Below are 17,015 nucleotides of genomic sequence, written 5' to 3' on the forward strand. Positions count from 1 at the left end.
TCGCCAATGAGCCTGACGGGCTCATTGGCTATATTGTCTGAGCACAGCGCTGTGCTCGCTGACCAGCCGGTAGCGGTACTCCGGACGACCGGTCACGCCATAGTGGTTGGTGGTGTAAAGCAGGTTGATCTGCTCCAGCCAAATCAGATATTTACGGCACGATACTCTGGAAATATGCAGCGCCGCGGCCAGCTCGTTGGTAGAGAAATCGCGCTCCTGGTGAGTATCGATCCACCGGCACACCATGCGCAGCGTTTGTGATGTTAACCCTTTAGGTAAACGACGGCTGCCCGTTGAGCGCTGAATGCCGCTACGCAGCAGATCGTCGACATCCGACTGCGCATAGTTCGACTTTGCGTTCTGCAGAATATGGCGCGCGCGCCACGACAGCAGCGCCTCCTCAAAGCGTGGAAACTGAAACGGTTTCAGCAAATAATCGACCACGCCGTAGCGCATCGCCGTCTGGACGGTCAACGCATCTGCGGCGGAGGTAATCATGATCGCATCGATGCTGCGGGCGTTGGTGCGCAGGGTCGGCAACAGATCCAGGCCATTTTCTTGCTGCATATAAACATCCAGCAGTACCAGATCGATGGAGGGTAACTGGTTAAGCATCTGCTCCGCTTCAGCAATCGTCGAGGCGATACCGCAGCAGCGAAAATCGGCGACCCGGCCGATAAACAGCCGGTTAAGCTCCGCCACCATCGAATCATAATCCACAATGAGCACATTGAACATGCGCTGTTCCTCTGGCTATCGGGAAGCCGGGGAGAAAACGCCGCGGGCTTCCCGGGTGATTAAGGTTGGCCGCCGTTACAATGAAGCGCGTTTATAGGCGGTGTAGCGCGCCCGCCAGAAGGTTTTGTCGATATTGGCGGCCAGTTCATCCTCGCTTAATTCAGGCGCCACCCCTTCAGCCTGGGCCACGCGCGCGACCTCCATCGCGATCGCTTTGGAAATCAGCTCAATCTCTTCTACCGGAGGTAACAAACCTCCCTTGCCGACGGTGGCTAAAGGCGAGTGGCTGGCCAGCGTCTTGCTGCAGGTGATCAGCATCGCTTCTGTTACGCGCGTCGCTTTTGCCGCCAGGATGCCTAAGCCCAGTCCGGGAAAAATGTAGGCGTTGTTGCACTGGACGATGTCATAGGTTACACCCTGATAGAACACCGGTTCGAACGGGCTACCGGTGGCGATAAGCGCGCTCCCCTGGGTCCATTCGAGTAAATCTTGCGGTTGCGCTTCGGCGCGAGAGGTTGGGTTCGACAGTGGCATCACGATCGGCCGAGGAGAGTGGCGGTGCATCTCTTTGATAATCTCTTCGCTGAACAACCCCGGTTGCCCGGATACGCCAATCAGGACGGTGGGATGCGCGTTGCGTACCACATCCATTAGCGACAGATGAGCGGCGCTGACGTCCCAGTGGGCAATGTTTTCCCGCGGGGTCACGAGGCCCTGCTGGAAATCGAGCAGATTGGGCATCTCATCGGTCAGCAGGCCAAAGCGGTCGACCATGAAGACGTTATTACGCGCTTCGCGCTCAGACAGACCATCGTCAACCATCAGGGCGATGATTTTTTCGGCGATGCCGCATCCGGCAGATCCGCTTCCGAGGAAAACCACCCGCTGGTCGCGAATCCGGGTGCCAGCCGCCGCTGCGGCAGCGATGAGCGTGCCTGACGTAACGGCGGCGGTGCCCTGGATATCGTCATTGAAACAGCACAGCTGATGGCGATAGCGATTGAGCAGCCGGCTGGCGTTCTTCTGGGCAAAATCTTCGAACTGCAGCAGGACCTGCGGCCAGCGCTGTTTTACCGCGTTAACAAACATGTCCATAAACTCCATATACTGGTCGTCGTTAATGCGCGGATGGCGCCAGCCCATATACAGCGGATCCTCCAGATGCTGCGCATTATTGGTCCCGACATCCAGCATGACAGGTAATGTCGCCGCAGGGTGGATCCCGCCGCAGGCGGTATACAAAGAGAGTTTACCGATAGGGATCCCCATTCCGCCAATTCCCTGATCGCCAAGACCAAGAATGCGCTCGCCATCGGTGACGACAATCACCTTAATATCATTGCGGGAAAAGCTTTGCAGCATCTCATCGATGTGATGCCGATTCGGCCATGAAATAAACAGGCCGCGCCCGCGCCGATAAATTTCGGAAAAGTGTTCGCAGGCTTCGCCTACCGTAGGGGTATAAATAATCGGTAGGGTTTCTTTTATATGGTTACGCAACAAATTATAGAATAAGGTCTCGTTGGTATCCTGAATGTTGCGCAGGTAAATATGGCGGGAGATATCACGCTTAAATTGACAGAACTGCTTCCACGCCCGCTCGGTCTGTTCGTCGATGGTTTCGACATTGTGCGGCAGTAATCCCTGGAGATTAAACGCCGCACGCTCATCCTCGGTAAAGGCCAGCCCCTTATTTAATAGCGGGTTTTCCAGCAGAACCGCCCCATTATAAGGCGTGTATAACGTTTCTTTGACTAACATGGCAAGACTCCTGAGTGTTGTATTTAAAGCAAGACAGGGATAGACCTGTTTAATGATGTTTGGCGAACGGCGGCGTTAAGAAATGAAATAAATCATTATTCCTTCCGTGACGACGCCAATTGCGGTGCCGAGTAAAATCGAGGATGAAGCTGGCTCGATATAGGTATCGCTACGCAGGGCAAACATCCCGGCGGCAATCGCCGAAGGGGTGGCGCCGATGATAATAACCTGCTGCATCAGACTGTGGCTGAGACCAAAAGCGAGGCCAGCAGCGGCCATCATGGCCGGCTGAATCAGGTTTTTAATACTAATGTTGGTGCAGGTTTGCATATTGACCGTCGGACGTTCGCCGTAAAACAGCAGGCCAAGCGCAAACAGCGACAGACCGCCGGCAATTTTGCCGACCATTTCAATCGGCATACTGAGCATCTGCGGCAGCTGCACGCCGGCAAGGCTTAACAGCACGCCGGAAATGGGGATCCAGACGATAGGGTTGCGTATGGCGTTGAGGAGATTTTGCATGACCAGCTTACCGGCATGCAGCTTCTGTCGCTCGGTTGCGCAATGTTTATCGCCCATCCGAATGAGGACGATCGTCAGAGGAATCATCAATACGCTGGTGATGAGGTTCCCGATGAGCACACCGAGAAACCCTTCCGGCCCGATCAGGACCGCGAGGACCGGCGCGCCGAAATAGGCCATATCAGGAAATGCGCACACCAGGGATTGAATCGCGCTGGTTTTTATATCGTGGCGAAAAACGTATCGTGAGATCAGCAGGCTAAGAAAGTATGACCCCATCAGACCAATCACTAATACGACCATAAAGGTGAAATTTTTAATTTTTTCCGGATCGGTATTTAATGCGCCAATAAAAAGATGAAAGGGCAGAGCGAACCGAATAACGACCGTCGCTAACACCGAGGCGTCCTCTCGACGGGTATAGCCTAACTTCCCGCTCAGCCAACCGAGTAGCATGATAAACACCAGTGGAAACAGAGATTGCAATAGCAGCGTTGGCATAGTTTGTCCTGAAAATATAGTGTAGGGTTGCTGACGTTTTTTAATCTAACGAGGCCCTAAGGTTTGAAAGGTGATTAACATCACAATGGCCGCTGTTTAAATAATTTCGCTTCAGGAACTTTACTTACAAATAGAGATTCTGCGAATAACCTCTTGTTTTATATAGAGGGTGATGGTTTTTTATTTGCAATAATAACTTTAGCTACCGCGCAATAAATTAAATTACTTAACACCGGGTTTGTAACCTGGTCACAAAGTGATGACGCCAATACCGGTATTCTTTTTTATAGCGCAACCCTGTGCTAACGTTTTGCTGATTTTAATGATGAGCTTCTCTTTATTCTATTTTGGCGATTTATTTTCCTGCGCAATTTTACTATTGCGTGACGACCCTACGCTACCTATCACAATGCAGGTGAGAAATGAAAAATAATTCACTCAACCAGCCGCTAGAAAAAACGCTGGCGGCTGGGCAGACACCGCGTTTTTTATCCCATGTTGAAGTCGGTGCCGTGCCTTTAACGCTGTTTGTCGGTATTGCCGCTATCGTTACCATCTCTGCGATGGCGGGCCTGCTGCCAAAAAACATGATTGGCGGGCTGGCGGTGATCATGACGTTAGGCTTCGCGCTGGCGAAAATTGGGCGGATGGTGCCGGTTCTGAAAGATATCGGCGGTCCGGCGATTTTGTGTCTGATGACGCCGTCGCTACTGGTCTACTTTGGCGCGTTTGAAGCACATACTTTGGATACCGTGCACCTGTTGATGAAAGAAGCCAATCTGCTTTACTTCGTTATCGCCTGCCTGGTGGTGGGCAGTATTCTGGGGATGAACAGAACGATCCTGATCCACGGGATGGTGCGGATGTTCGTTCCTCTTGTCGTCGGAACCGGTGCGGCGATAGTGACCGGCCTGCTGGTGGGCAGCTTATTCGGCTACAGCCTTTACCACACCTTTTTCTTTATTATCGTACCGATCATTGGCGGCGGCATCGGAGAAGGGATCCTGCCGCTCTCGCTGGCGTATTCGGCGATCCTTGGGCAAACCCCGGATGTGTACGTCGCCCAGCTGGCGCCGGCAGCGGTGGTGGGCAATATCTTTGCGATCATCTGCGCGGGCTTTCTGGCGCGGCTGGGGCTGCGCCGCCCGTCGCTGTCCGGTGACGGCATGTTGATTCGCAGTGGCGATGAGAATCGCGTTTTCGCTCAGGCGCAGGGGGGGCAGCCCACCGATTTCCAGCTGATGGGCGCCGGGTTGTTAATGATCTGCGCGTTTTTCATCGTCGGCGGGTTGTTAGAGAAGGTGGTGCACATCCCTGGACCGGTGTTGATGATTCTGGCTGCCGTCCTTTGCAAGTACAGCAAAATTATCCCGGCGGCGATGGAGCTGGGGGCACACAGCTGCTACAAATTTGTCTCTGCTGCTCTGGTCTGGCCGCTGATGATAGGTCTGGGGATGCTGTACGTTCCTCTGGAGAGCGTGGTCGCGGTGTTCTCCATCGGCTATGTCGTGGTCTGCGGTGCAATCGTGATTGCGATGGCATTAAGCGGTTTTTTGATTGCAGCAAAGCTGAATATGTATCCTGTGGAGGCCGCCATCGTCACCAGCTGCCATAGCGGCCTTGGCGGGACCGGCGATGTGGCGATTTTATCCGCGTCAAATCGCATGTCGCTGATGCCTTTTGCGCAAATTGCCACCCGGATTGGCGGTGCCTCGACGGTTATTACCGCGACGTTACTGCTGAAATGGATTGTCTGAAGGCGTGATTGGCGAAAAAAAACCTGCCGGCGACGCCGCTGGCAGGTTGGCGTGTCTCTGAAGCGGAATTGATTATTCGACGGTCAGGATACGGGTGGTGTTGGTGCTGCCGATGGTGCTCATCACGTCGCCCTGGGTCACGATAACGAGGTCGCCGGAGACCAGATAGCCCTTGTCGCGCAGCAGGTTGACCGCATCATGCGCGGCGGCGACGCCGTCGTTGGTGCTATCGAAGTAAACCGGCGTCACCCCGCGGTACAGCGCGGTCAGGTTGAGCGTGCGCTCGTGGCGGGAGAGGGCGAAAATCGGCAGGCCGGAGCTGATGCGCGAGGTCATCAGCGCGGTGCGGCCCGATTCGGTCATGGTAATGATCGCGGTGACGCCTTTCAGGTGGTTCGCCGCATACATGGCAGACATGGCGATCGCATCTTCAACGTTGTCGAACTGGATGTCCAGACGGTGTTTGGAAACGTTGAGGCTAGGGATTTTTTCCGCTCCGAGGCACACGCGCGCCATCGCCGCGACGGTTTCTGACGGATACTGGCCGGCAGCGGTTTCCGCGGAGAGCATCACGGCATCGGTACCGTCGAGGACGGCGTTGGCAACGTCCATGACTTCCGCACGGGTTGGCATCGGGTTGGTAATCATCGACTCCATCATCTGGGTCGCGGTGATCACCGAGCGGTTCAGCTGACGAGCGCGGCGGATCAGGGCTTTCTGAATCCCCACCAGTTCCGGATCGCCGATCTCGACGCCGAGGTCGCCACGCGCGACCATCACCACGTCAGAGGCCAGAATGACATCATCCATCGCGTCCTGATCGCACACGGCTTCCGCACGTTCTACCTTCGCCACGATTTTCGCATCGCAGCCCGCTTCACGCGCCAGACGGCGCGCATAGTTCAGGTCTTCGCCGCAGCGCGGGAAGGAGACCGCCAGGTAATCCACGCCGATTTTCGCCGCGGTGAAGATGTCAGCCTTGTCTTTTTCAGTCAGCGCGGCGGCGGAGAGGCCCCCGCCCAGTTTGTTGATGCCTTTGTTGTTAGACAGCGGTCCGCCGACGGTCACTTCGGTAAACACTTTCAGACCCTGAACTTCGATGACTTTCAGCTGGACGCGGCCATCGTCGAGCAGCAGGATATCGCCAGGCACCACATCTGCCGGCAGGCCTTTATAATCAATACCGACTTTCTCTTTATCGCCTTCGCCTTTACTCAGTTCTGCGTCCAGCAGGAATTTGTCGCCGATATTGAGGAAAATTTTGCCTTCTTTGAAGGTGGATACGCGGATTTTCGGACCTTGTAAATCGCCAAGGATAGCGACGTGGCGGCCCAGTTTTGCCGCGATTTGCCGCACTTTATCCGCACGAATCTGATGATCTTCCGGGGTACCGTGAGAGAAGTTCATACGTACTACGTTAGCGCCTGCAGCAATAACCTTTTCCAGGTTATTATCGCGATCGGTTGCCGGGCCTAAGGTGGTGACGATTTTGGTTCTGCGAAGCCTTCTGGACATGTAATACTCCGTTGACTAAAACAATTTTGGTGTTGCGTGAACATGGAATCGGTGGTGCCAGCCAGCAACGTCGCCGTGCCGTGGGGACAGAACCGAAGGTGTAACTGATTATCAAGTTTTATAGGTTATCGCTGTGTACGGGCTGTTCTTTATCAAAACGCGATTCTTTCAATGCTTCCTTGACCCTCTTCAAGTTATCTCTGAATTTTGCCCCGCGACGGAGAGTAAAGCCGGTGGCCAGCACGTCAATCACCGTCAGCTGGGCAAGACGTGAAACCATCGGCATATAGATATCCGTATCCTCGGGAACATCGAGCGTAATCGACAGCGTCGCCTCGCGCGCCAGAGGGGTATTGGCAGAGGTAATCGCGATGACCATGGCATCGTTTTCACGCGCCAGCCGCGCCAGTTCCACCTGGCTTTTCGTGCGGCCAGTATGTGAGATAATCACCACGACGTCATCATCATTACAATTCATACAGCTCATGCGTTGCAGGACAATGTCGTCGGAGTAGATAACCGGAACATTGAAACGGAAAAATTTGTTCATCGCGTCGTGGGCGACCGCCGCCGAGGAGCCAAGACCGAAGAAGGCGATCTTCTTCGCCTGGGTTAAAAGATCGACGGCGCGGTTCAGCGCTGACATGTCGAGAGAGTGGTGGACCTGATCTAAACTGGCCATTGCCGACTCGAATATTTTTCCGGTGTAGGACTCTACGCTGTCGTCTTCATCGACATTACGGTTAACATAGAGGGTCCCGTGTGCCAGGCTTTGTGCCAGATGAAGTTTAAAATCGGGAAAGCCGCGGGTTTCAAGACTCCGGCAAAAGCGGTTAACGGTCGGCTCGCTGACGCCCGCTTCCAGCGCCAGGGCGGCGATGCTTGAATGAATGGCCTGAGCAGGCGTTGCAAGAATGACTTCCGCCACTTTGCGTTCGGATTTGCTAAGGTGTTCCAGTCGGGACTGGATTTTTTCCAGCATGTTCATGGGTAACGGGGCGCTCATCAGTGGAAGCGATTTCAGTAATGGGTGAAATCATCGGGCATTTTAGCAAGAATATACCCCTCCGCGGCCGCAAGCGGGGAGGAATGACGTTAAAAAATGTTGTTTTTTTTCATTACATGATCAGAGTCGTATTTTACTAACTTAAAACCGGTCGAAACAACGAACAATATTAGCCGGATGCCCAAAATGTCGCCGTAAGTTTTCTCCACGTGCGGTTTAGCGTCGGGAAAGGGGGCCGGAGGGTTTCGGGAAATTCGTAAACACAGTACAGTGCAGTGTAAGAAAATTACAAATATAGCCTGGCATAAGCACCAGACTATCAACTGAGGAGAATGACATGGCGGTAACGCAAACGGCCCAGGCATGCGATCTGGTCATTTTCGGCGCGAAGGGTGACCTGGCGCGTCGTAAATTGTTGCCTTCCCTGTATCAGCTTGAAAAGGCTGGCCAGATCAGCCCGGATACCCGCATTATCGGGGTCGGACGTGCTGACTGGGATAAAGATGCTTACACCAGGGTAGTACGTGAAGCGCTTGAAACCTTCATGAAGGAAAAAATTGATGAAGGTCTGTGGGAAACCCTGAGCGGACGTCTGGATTTTTGTAACCTCGACGTCAACGACACCAAGGCGTTCACCCGCCTGGGTAAAATGCTTGATCAGGAAAACCGGGTCACCATCAACTACTTTGCGATGCCGCCGAGCACTTTTGGCGCGATTTGCAAAGGCCTCGGCCAGGCGAAACTGAACGCCAAACCGGCACGTGTGGTCATGGAAAAACCGCTGGGCACCTCGCTGGATACCTCCCGCGAGATCAACGATCAGGTTGGCGAATTCTTCGAAGAGTGCCAGGTCTATCGTATCGACCATTACCTCGGCAAAGAGACGGTACTTAACCTGCTGGCGCTGCGTTTTGCCAACTCCCTGTTCGTCAACAACTGGGACTGCCGGACGATCGATCACGTCGAGATCACCGTTGCTGAAGAAGTCGGCATTGAAGGCCGCTGGGGTTATTTCGATCAGGCCGGGCAAATGCGCGACATGATTCAGAACCACCTGCTGCAGATCCTGTGCATGATTGCGATGTCGCCGCCTTCGGACCTCAGCGCCGACAGCATCCGCGATGAAAAAGTGAAGGTGCTGAAGTCCCTGCGCCGTATCGATCGCTCTAACGTGCGTGAGAAAACGGTTCGCGGCCAGTACACCGCGGGTTTTGCCCAGGGGAAAAAAGTGCCGGGCTACCTCGAAGAAGAGGGCGCCAACAAATCGAGTAATACCGAAACTTTCGTGGCGATCCGCGTCGATATCGACAACTGGCGCTGGGCCGGCGTGCCGTTCTACCTGCGTACCGGTAAACGTCTGCCGACCAAATGTTCCGAAGTGGTGGTGTATTTCAAAACGCCGGAGCTGAACCTGTTCAAAGAGAACTGGCAGGAGCTGCCGCAGAACAAGTTAACGATTCGTCTCCAGCCGGATGAGGGCGTTGATATCCAGGTTCTTAACAAAGTTCCGGGTCTTGACCACAAACACAATCTGCAGATTACCAAGCTGGATCTGAGCTATTCGGAAACCTTCAATCAAACGCACCTGGCGGATGCCTATGAGCGTCTGCTGCTGGAGACCATGCGCGGTATTCAGGCGCTGTTCGTACGCCGTGATGAAGTGGAAGAGGCGTGGAAGTGGGTTGACTCCATTACCGAAGCCTGGGCCGCCGATCGCGATGCGCCAAAACCGTATCAGGCAGGCACCTGGGGACCGGTCGCTTCTGTGGCGATGATTACCCGCGATGGTCGTTCATGGAATGAATTTGAATAGTCCGGTCATTATCCGGATGAGTTATTTTACCGGTAACATGATCTGACGCAGTAAGTCGCATAATTTTTATTCTTTTAAGCCCCGGGAGGATTCACCCCCGGGGCTTTTTTTATTACACTGCAGGCAGATATTTTGCCGCTGAGCTGCAGTGCTGGTGCCTTTCACCTTCTCAGGTATCGCTAAAAACGCTGTAGCCGGACAGATAAAAATTCAGGAGCCTTTATGAATTCGACAATGTTACGGGTAACAAATCGCATTATCGAACGGTCGCGTGAAACCCGCACCGCCTACCTCGCACGGATTAATCAAGCCAAAACGGATACCGTCCATCGCGCGCAGCTGGCCTGCGGTAACCTGGCCCATGGCTTTGCGGCCTGTCAGTCGGATGATAAAGCCTCGCTGAAGAGCATGCTGCGGAACAATATTGCCATCGTTACCTCCTATAACGACATGCTGTCCGCCCATCAGCCGTATGAGTATTACCCGGATATTATTCGCAAGGCGCTGCATTCGGTGAATGCGGTAGGCCAGGTCGCCGGCGGCGTTCCGGCGATGTGCGATGGCGTTACTCAGGGCCAGGACGGCATGGAGCTCTCGCTGCTCAGCCGTGAGGTGATCGCCATGTCTGCCGCTATTGGCCTGTCGCATAACATGTTCGACGGCGCGCTGTATCTGGGAGTGTGTGACAAAATTGTCCCCGGGTTGACCATGGCCGCGCTCTCCTTTGGCCATCTGCCGTCCGTTTTCGTGCCGTCTGGCCCGATGGCCAGCGGTCTGCCGAACAAAGAGAAAGTACGTATTCGCCAGCTGTATGCCGAAGGTAAGGTCGATCGCATGGCGCTGCTGGAATCTGAAGCGGCCTCCTACCACGCTCCGGGGACCTGCACCTTTTACGGGACCGCTAATACTAACCAGATGGTGGTCGAATTCATGGGCATGCAGCTCCCGGGCTCCTCGTTTGTTCACCCGGACGCCGAGCTGCGCGAAGCGCTGACCGTCGCCGCTGCGCGCCAGGTGACGCGGATGACCGGCAACGGCAACGAATGGCTGCCGCTGGGGAAAATGTTCGATGAGAAAGTGGTGGTCAACGGCATTGTGGCGCTGCTGGCAACCGGCGGCTCGACTAACCATACGATGCACCTGGTGGCGATGGCTCGAGCGGCGGGCATCATTATTAACTGGGATGATTTCTCCGATCTTTCTGACGTCGTGCCGCTGCTGGCGCGCCTCTACCCGAACGGCCCGGCGGATATTAACCACTTCCAGGCGGCAGGCGGCGTACCGGTGCTGGTGCGTGAACTGCTGAAAGGCGGCCTGTTGCACGAAGATGTGCATACCGTGGCCGGCTTCGGTCTCTCGCGCTATACCATGGAGCCGTGGCTGAATAACGGCGAGCTGGACTGGCGTGAAGGGGCGGAGGCGCCGTTAGACGATCAGGTTATTGCGACTTTCGCCAGGCCATTCTCTCGCCATGGCGGGACGAAAGTGCTCAGCGGTAACCTGGGGCGGGCGGTGATGAAAACCTCCGCCGTGCCGGTGGAAAACCAGATTATTGAAGCGCCGGCGGTGGTTTTTGAAAGCCAGCACGACGTGCTGCCGGCTTTCGAAGCCGGATTGCTGGACAAAGACTGCGTGGTTGTTGTCCGTCATCAGGGGCCAAAAGCGAACGGCATGCCAGAATTACATAAACTTATGCCGCCACTTGGTGTATTATTGGACCGCCGTTTCAAAATTGCGCTGGTCACCGATGGTCGACTCTCCGGCGCATCAGGCAAAGTACCGTCAGCAATCCATGTAACGCCTGAGGCGTACGATGGTGGGCTGCTGGCGAAAGTACGTGATGGCGATACCATCCGCGTGAACGGGCAGAGCGGTGAACTGACGCTGCTGGTGGATGACGCCGAACTGGCTGCACGCCAGCCGCATGTTCCTGACCTCAGCGGTTCGCGTGTCGGGAGCGGTCGGGAAATGTTCGCCGCGCTGCGGGAAAAACTCTCCGGAGCAGAACAGGGCGCAACCTGCATCACTTTTTAAGACGATACAATTTTGTAGATCTGGCGAGAGAGAAACTCTGATGAAAAACTGGAAAACAACTGCAGAAGCAATCCTCACCTCCGGCCCGGTAGTACCGGTGATCGTGGTGAAAAAGCTGGAACACGCTGTGCCGATGGCCAAAGCGCTGGTTGCCGGCGGCGTACGCGTACTGGAAGTGACGCTGCGTACCGAATGCGCGCTGGAGGCGATCCGCGCGATTGCGAAAGAAGTGCCGGAGGCGATTGTCGGCGCAGGTACCGTCACCAACGTAGAGCAACTGAAAGCCGTCACCGAAGCTGGCGCCCAGTTTGCTATCAGCCCTGGCCTGACCGAGTCGCTGCTGAAAGCGGCGACGGAAGAAGGGACCATCCCGCTGATCCCGGGTATCAGCACCGTATCCGAACTGATGCTGGGTATGCAGTATGGCCTGAAAGAGTTCAAATTCTTCCCGGCGGAAGCAAACGGCGGCGTAAAAGCGCTGCAGGCTATCGGCGGCCCGTTCGCGCATATCCGCTTCTGCCCGACCGGGGGGATCTCTCCGGCAAACTACCGCGACTACCTGGCGCTGAACAGCGTGCTGTGCATCGGCGGCTCCTGGCTGGTGCCGGCGGATGCGCTGGAAGCCGGTGATTACGACCGTATCACGAAAATTGCCCGTGAAGCGGTAGAGGGCGCGAAGTAATTTTTACGCCCTGATCTATCGCTAAGTGCAGACCCGGTAAGCGCGAGCGCTACCGGGTTTTTTTATCCCTGCACCAGCACCGCCGCAGCGGCCGCTTTCGCGCGGGCAATCGCTTCCTCGACGTTGTCAGCCACCGCCAGGGTGACGCCCAGTCGACGGGAGCCGTCAATTTCCGGCTTACCGAACAGGCGCAGCTGCAGGCCGGCGCCGACGGCGGCCTGAATATTGCCGAAGGTGACGTTCTGGCTGGTCAGCTGCGGCAGAATCACCGCGGAGGCCGCCGGGCCGTACTGGCGAATCGCGCCAATCGGCAGGCCGAGGAAGGCGCGAACGTGCAGGGCGAACTCAGAGAGATCCTGGGAGATGAGCGTCACCATTCCGGTATCATGCGGGCGGGGCGAAACTTCACTGAAAATCACCTCATCGCCGCAGACGAACAGCTCGACGCCGAACAGACCATAGCCGCCGAGCGCCAGAACCACTTTGCTGGCAATCTCCTGGGCGCGGGCCAGCGCCTGCGCGCTCATCTGCTGCGGTTGCCAGGACTCGCGATAGTCGCCATCTTCCTGGCGGTGGCCGACCGGCGCGCAGAAATGGACGCCGTCGACGGCGCTGACGGTAAGCAGGGTAATTTCAAAATCGAAATTCACCACCCCTTCAACAATCACCCGACCGGCGCCGGCGCGGCCGCCCTGCTGGGCATAGCGCCAGGCGTCAGCCAGCTGTTCATGATGGCGAATAAAGCTTTGGCCTTTGCCGGAAGAGCTCATCACCGGTTTAACGATGCAGGGCAGGCCAATATCGGCGACGGCTTCGCGAAACGCCGCTTCGCTGTCGGCAAAGCGGTAGGCGGATGTCGGCAGCTGCAGCTCCTCCGCCGCCAGGCGACGAATGCCTTCGCGGTTCATCGTCAGCTTCGCCGCGCGCGCGGTGGGGACCACTTTCTGCCCGGACAGTTCCAGCTCGACCAGCGTATCCGTAGCGATAGCCTCGATTTCCGGCACGATGTAGTCAGGTTTTTCCTGCGCGACCAGCGCGCGCAGAGCTTCGCCGTGCAGCATGTTGATCACGTGTGAGCGATGTGCGACCTGCATCGCTGGCGCATCGGGGTAGCGATCGACCGCGATGGTCTCAATCCCCAGGCGTTGACACTCGATGGCGACTTCCTTACCCAGTTCGCCTGAACCCAATAACATCACCCGCGTGGCTGCAGGACGCAGCGCTGTGCCTAATAAAGTCATGACTCTTTTCCGCAGTAAAAAAACATACGCCGCATTATAAACGAAAACGTTTGCGTCTGTCTTTATGGCTGTTGGTTGAGTCCTGGCGGAAAATTTGTTATACTGTATAAAAATACAGTATAAAGAGGCTGCGCGATGGCGGTTGCAATTCAATATGTGGTGATCCGCGAAGGTGAGGAAAAGATGTCGTTTACCAGCAAAAAAGAGGCCGATGCTTACGACAAAATGCTCGATCTTGCCGAGGTCCTTAACGACTGGCTGGTGGCGTGCCCGCTGACGCTGGATGAACCTCAACGCGATGAAATGGCGATGTGGCTGGCGGAACGCAAAGACACGCTCCATCATATTCTGAAGTCCGGGAAACTCCCGCAAGAGAGTGAGGAAGTGGCGCGACAGGACGGCCACAGCGAGACGGACTCTGCGGATGAGCCGGGCAAACCTTCCGTTGCCGTCCCGGCGGCCAGCAGGGCGCGCAAAGCGAAAGCGGCCTGAGCGCGTCTGGAATTTGCGCATCTTTAGCCATGGATAACATTTCCTGACATCGCGTCGTTTAGGCTGATGGCATCGCTTATTCAGCAACGAGGGCATTCATGGCTAACTGGCTCAATCAACTGCAGTCTCTGCTCGGCCAGCAGGGGCAATCTTCGCCGTCCGGCGAACGCGCTGACGGTAACAATTTCCTCCTGCCCGGCGCGCTGGGCGGTCTGGCGGGGCTGCTGGTGGCGAGTCAGTCATCACGCAAGCTGCTGGCCAAATATGGCACCAGCGCGCTGCTGGTTGGCGGCGGTGCGGTGGCAGGGAGCGTGTTGTGGAATAAGTATCAGCAGAAAATGCGCCGCCATTCGCCGCAGGGGGCGCAACCGCAGCCCGCCGGCTCTGCCGCGCCAGCTGGCGAGCTGGATGCCCGCAGCGAACGGCTGATCATGGCGCTGGTGTTTGCCGCGAAAAGCGATGGACACATTGATGACAGCGAGCGGGCTAATATTGAGCAGCAGCTGCGGGCGGCCAATATCGATGTCCAGGGGCGGGTGTTGATCGATCGCGCGTTGGCGCAACCTCTGGATCCCCAGCGTCTGGCGCAGGGCATCAGCAGCGAGCAGGAAGCGCTGGAAGTCTATTACATCAGCTGCGCGGTGATCGATATCGATCACTTTATGGAACGTAGCTATCTCAATGCGCTTGGCGAGGCGTTACGGCTCCCGGCGGAAGTGCGCGCCGATATTGAACAGGATATTCAGGCGCAAAAACAGGCGCTTTCCACCTGAATCAGCAGGTTTTGCTTGCAACGCGTGCCACTTTTGCCACCCTTATAGACACGCCATCCTTCAAGTCGTTTCTTGAATGATTTTGTGTACAGATACAGGATGCAAAAGAGCAAAAGATGCCACCAAAAGCGAAACGAATCCCCCACGCCATGACCTTACATGGCGATACCCGCATCGATAACTACTTCTGGCTGCGCGACGACGATCGCGCGCGGTCAGACGTGCTTGACTATCTGCGCGCGGAAAACGCGTACGGCCAGAAGGTTATGTCCACGCAGCGGAGTTTGCAGGAGCGGGTGCTGAAAGAGATTATTGACCGCATCCCGCAACGGGAAGTCTCCGCCCCCTATAGCAAAAATGGCTATCGCTATCGTCAGGTGTATGAGCCGGGCTGCGAATACGCGATTTATCAACGCCAGTCGGTGCTGAAAGAGGAGTGGGACTCATGGGAATTGCTGCTCGATGGCAACCAGCGTGCGGCGCATAGCGAGTTCTATACCCTTGGCGCGCTCGGGATCTCGCCTGACAATCATACGATGGCGGTGGCGGAGGATTATCTCTCCCGGCGGCAGTATGGCCTGCGTTTATGCAATCTGCAAAACAGCAGCTGGTACCCTGAGGTGCTGGAGAACGTTTCGCCAGAATTTGCCTGGAGCAATGATTCACAAACGCTATGGTATGTCCGTAAGCATCCGACCACGCTGCTGCCTTACCAGGTCTGGCGGCATACCGTGGGGGCTTCACCGCATTCAGATGTGCTGGTGTATGAGGAGAAGGATGAAACGTTCTATGTCAGCGTCCATAAGACCACCTCCCAGCAGTTCATGGTGATCTATCTTGCCAGCGCCACCACCAGTGAAGTGCTGCTGCTCAATGCCGAAATGCCGGATGCTGAACCGGTATGCTTCCTGCCGCGCCGCAAAGATCACGAATACAGTCTCGATCACTATCAGCACGCTTTTTACCTGCGCTCCAACCGCGAGGGGAAAAACTTCGGTCTTTATCGCAGCCATGCGCGTGATGAACAGCAGTGGCAAACCCTGATTGCGCCGCGCCACGACGTCATGCTGGAAGGGTTCACGCTGTTTACCGATTGGCTGGTGGTGGAAGAACGCCAGCGTGGGCTAACCAGCCTGCGGCAGATCAACCGCAAGACCCGGGAGGTGGTCGGGATTGCGTTTGACGATCCGGCCTACGTGACCTGGCTTGCCTATAATCCGGAGCCGGAAACCTCCCGCTTACGCTACGGTTACTCGTCAATGACCACGCCGGATACCTTATTTGAACTGGATATGGATACCGGCGAGCGGCGGGTGCTCAAACAGCAGGAAGTGAAAGGGTTCGACGCCACCTGTTACCGCAGCGAACACCTGTGGATTAAGGCTCGTGATGGCGTTGAAGTCCCGGTCTCGCTGGTTTACCGACGCGAACATTTCCGCAAAGGGGCCAGTCCGCTGCTGGTTTACGCCTATGGGTCGTACGGCGCCAGCGAGGATGCGGATTTCAGCGCCAGCCGCCTCAGCCTGCTTGACCGTGGCTTCGTCTTTGCTATCGCCCATGTTCGCGGCGGGGGAGAGCTCGGGCAGCAGTGGTATGAGGACGGTAAGTTTCTGTGTAAGAAAAATACCTTTAATGATTATCTCGATGTCTGCGACGCGCTGCTGGCGCAGGGCTATGGCGATCCGCATTTGTGCTACGGTATGGGCGGCAGCGCGGGAGGGATGCTGATGGGCGTCGCCATTAACCAGCGCCCGGAACTGTTTCACGGGGTGGTTGTCCAGGTGCCGTTTGTTGATGTCGTGACCACTATGCTCGACGAGTCGATTCCGCTGACTACCGGCGAGTTTGAGGAGTGGGGCAATCCGCAGGATGAAACCTACTACCGTTATATGAAGAGCTACAGCCCTTACGATGGCGTTACGGCGCAGGCGTATCCTCATCTGCTGGTCACCACCGGTTTACATGATTCGCAGGTGCAATACTGGGAACCGGCAAAATGGGTGGCGAAACTGCGGGAGCTGAAAACGGACGATAATCTGCTGCTGCTGTGCACCGATATGGATTCCGGTCATGGCGGCAAGTCGGGGCGCTTTAAAAGCTATGAAGGTGTGGCGTTAGAGTATGCCTTTCTGATTGGCCTGGCGCAGGGCACCTTGCCAGGCCAGGCGGACGTTTAGCGC

Annotated in this window: 12 protein-coding genes and 1 pseudogene; 7 read left to right on the top strand and 6 right to left on the bottom strand. The window is 56.0% G+C overall.

Annotation, left to right across the window (positions count from 1 at the left end; all coding sequences use genetic code 11):
- Positions 1-21 precede the first annotated feature (21 nt).
- From dcuR to ACI2JR_RS08585, 3 genes are all read right to left on the bottom strand, one after another.
- Positions 22-738, bottom strand: a complete 717-nt coding sequence (dcuR, locus tag ACI2JR_RS08575; protein ID WP_462478333.1) for a two-component system response regulator DcuR — start codon at positions 736-738, stop codon at positions 22-24.
- A 75-nt stretch (positions 739-813) separates the two neighbouring features.
- A complete protein-coding gene (locus tag ACI2JR_RS08580; RefSeq protein ID WP_462478334.1) occupies positions 814-2,499 on the bottom strand; it encodes an NAD-dependent malic enzyme in 1,686 nt (561 codons plus the stop codon).
- Positions 2,500-2,574: 75 nt separating this feature from the next.
- Positions 2,575-3,522: an AEC family transporter gene (locus ACI2JR_RS08585; protein ID WP_462478335.1), complete on the bottom strand. Its 948-nt coding sequence runs from the start codon at positions 3,520-3,522 to the stop codon at positions 2,575-2,577.
- A gap of 422 nt (positions 3,523-3,944) precedes the next feature.
- On the opposite strand from ACI2JR_RS08585, the gene ACI2JR_RS08590 reads away from it, so the two are divergent.
- Positions 3,945-5,279, top strand: coding sequence for a 2-hydroxycarboxylate transporter family protein (locus tag ACI2JR_RS08590; RefSeq protein ID WP_462478336.1), 1,335 nt, complete (start codon positions 3,945-3,947; stop codon positions 5,277-5,279).
- 72 nt (positions 5,280-5,351) lie between these two features.
- Here the strand turns inward: ACI2JR_RS08590 and pyk are convergent, their stop codons facing one another.
- The gene (gene pyk, locus ACI2JR_RS08595) at positions 5,352-6,794 is read right to left on the bottom strand and encodes a pyruvate kinase (protein WP_132724726.1); all 1,443 of its coding nucleotides are present in this window, start codon (positions 6,792-6,794) and stop codon (positions 5,352-5,354) included.
- 118 nt (positions 6,795-6,912) lie between these two features.
- Positions 6,913-7,818, bottom strand: a complete 906-nt coding sequence (locus ACI2JR_RS08600; protein WP_165905634.1) for a MurR/RpiR family transcriptional regulator — start codon at positions 7,816-7,818, stop codon at positions 6,913-6,915.
- 319 nt (positions 7,819-8,137) lie between these two features.
- On the opposite strand from ACI2JR_RS08600, the gene zwf reads away from it, so the two are divergent.
- From zwf to ACI2JR_RS08615, 3 genes are all read left to right on the top strand, one after another.
- A complete protein-coding gene (gene zwf, locus ACI2JR_RS08605; protein WP_132724724.1) occupies positions 8,138-9,613 on the top strand; it encodes a glucose-6-phosphate dehydrogenase in 1,476 nt (491 codons plus the stop codon).
- A gap of 222 nt (positions 9,614-9,835) precedes the next feature.
- Positions 9,836-11,647: a phosphogluconate dehydratase gene (edd, locus tag ACI2JR_RS08610; RefSeq protein WP_462478337.1), complete on the top strand. Its 1,812-nt coding sequence runs from the start codon at positions 9,836-9,838 to the stop codon at positions 11,645-11,647.
- Between the two features lie 40 nt (positions 11,648-11,687).
- On the top strand, positions 11,688-12,329 hold the full coding sequence (locus tag ACI2JR_RS08615; RefSeq protein WP_132724720.1) for a bifunctional 4-hydroxy-2-oxoglutarate aldolase/2-dehydro-3-deoxy-phosphogluconate aldolase: 642 nt from the start codon (positions 11,688-11,690) through the stop codon (positions 12,327-12,329).
- A 62-nt stretch (positions 12,330-12,391) separates the two neighbouring features.
- On the opposite strand, the gene purT is transcribed toward ACI2JR_RS08615, so the two are convergent.
- Positions 12,392-13,570: a formate-dependent phosphoribosylglycinamide formyltransferase gene (purT, locus tag ACI2JR_RS08620; protein ID WP_132724718.1), complete on the bottom strand. Its 1,179-nt coding sequence runs from the start codon at positions 13,568-13,570 to the stop codon at positions 12,392-12,394.
- 135 nt (positions 13,571-13,705) lie between these two features.
- On the opposite strand from purT, the pseudogene ACI2JR_RS08625 reads away from it, so the two are divergent.
- The 3 genes and pseudogenes from ACI2JR_RS08625 to ptrB form a co-directional block, all read left to right on the top strand.
- Positions 13,706-13,940, top strand: a pseudogene (locus ACI2JR_RS08625) (YebG family protein); the annotation flags it as partial.
- A 220-nt stretch (positions 13,941-14,160) separates the two neighbouring features.
- The gene (locus ACI2JR_RS08630) at positions 14,161-14,835 is read left to right on the top strand and encodes a tellurite resistance TerB family protein (protein ID WP_462478338.1); all 675 of its coding nucleotides are present in this window, start codon (positions 14,161-14,163) and stop codon (positions 14,833-14,835) included.
- A gap of 116 nt (positions 14,836-14,951) precedes the next feature.
- Positions 14,952-17,012 carry an oligopeptidase B gene (gene ptrB / locus ACI2JR_RS08635; RefSeq protein ID WP_462478339.1) on the top strand — a complete coding sequence of 687 codons (2,061 nt, stop codon included), beginning with the start codon at positions 14,952-14,954 and terminating at the stop codon, positions 17,010-17,012.
- The last annotated feature ends 3 nt before the right edge of the window (positions 17,013-17,015 follow it).

It is taken from the genome of Klebsiella sp. NPDC088457 (assembly GCF_044900465.1).
In the GTDB taxonomy this organism is placed as follows: domain Bacteria; phylum Pseudomonadota; class Gammaproteobacteria; order Enterobacterales; family Enterobacteriaceae; genus Klebsiella.

Coding starts and splice junctions, on each gene's coding strand:
- ACI2JR_RS08585 (WP_462478335.1), bottom strand. CDS start 3,522: ATGCCAACGCTGCTATTGCAATCTCTGTTTCCACTGGTGTTTATCATG.
- ACI2JR_RS08580 (WP_462478334.1), bottom strand. CDS start 2,499: ATGTTAGTCAAAGAAACGTTATACACGCCTTATAATGGGGCGGTTCTG.
- dcuR (WP_462478333.1), bottom strand. CDS start 738: ATGTTCAATGTGCTCATTGTGGATTATGATTCGATGGTGGCGGAGCTT.
- ACI2JR_RS08590 (WP_462478336.1), top strand. CDS start 3,945: ATGAAAAATAATTCACTCAACCAGCCGCTAGAAAAAACGCTGGCGGCT.
- pyk (WP_132724726.1), bottom strand. CDS start 6,794: ATGTCCAGAAGGCTTCGCAGAACCAAAATCGTCACCACCTTAGGCCCG.
- ACI2JR_RS08630 (WP_462478338.1), top strand. CDS start 14,161: ATGGCTAACTGGCTCAATCAACTGCAGTCTCTGCTCGGCCAGCAGGGG.
- ptrB (WP_462478339.1), top strand. CDS start 14,952: ATGCCACCAAAAGCGAAACGAATCCCCCACGCCATGACCTTACATGGC.
- ACI2JR_RS08615 (WP_132724720.1), top strand. CDS start 11,688: ATGAAAAACTGGAAAACAACTGCAGAAGCAATCCTCACCTCCGGCCCG.
- edd (WP_462478337.1), top strand. CDS start 9,836: ATGAATTCGACAATGTTACGGGTAACAAATCGCATTATCGAACGGTCG.
- zwf (WP_132724724.1), top strand. CDS start 8,138: ATGGCGGTAACGCAAACGGCCCAGGCATGCGATCTGGTCATTTTCGGC.
- purT (WP_132724718.1), bottom strand. CDS start 13,570: ATGACTTTATTAGGCACAGCGCTGCGTCCTGCAGCCACGCGGGTGATG.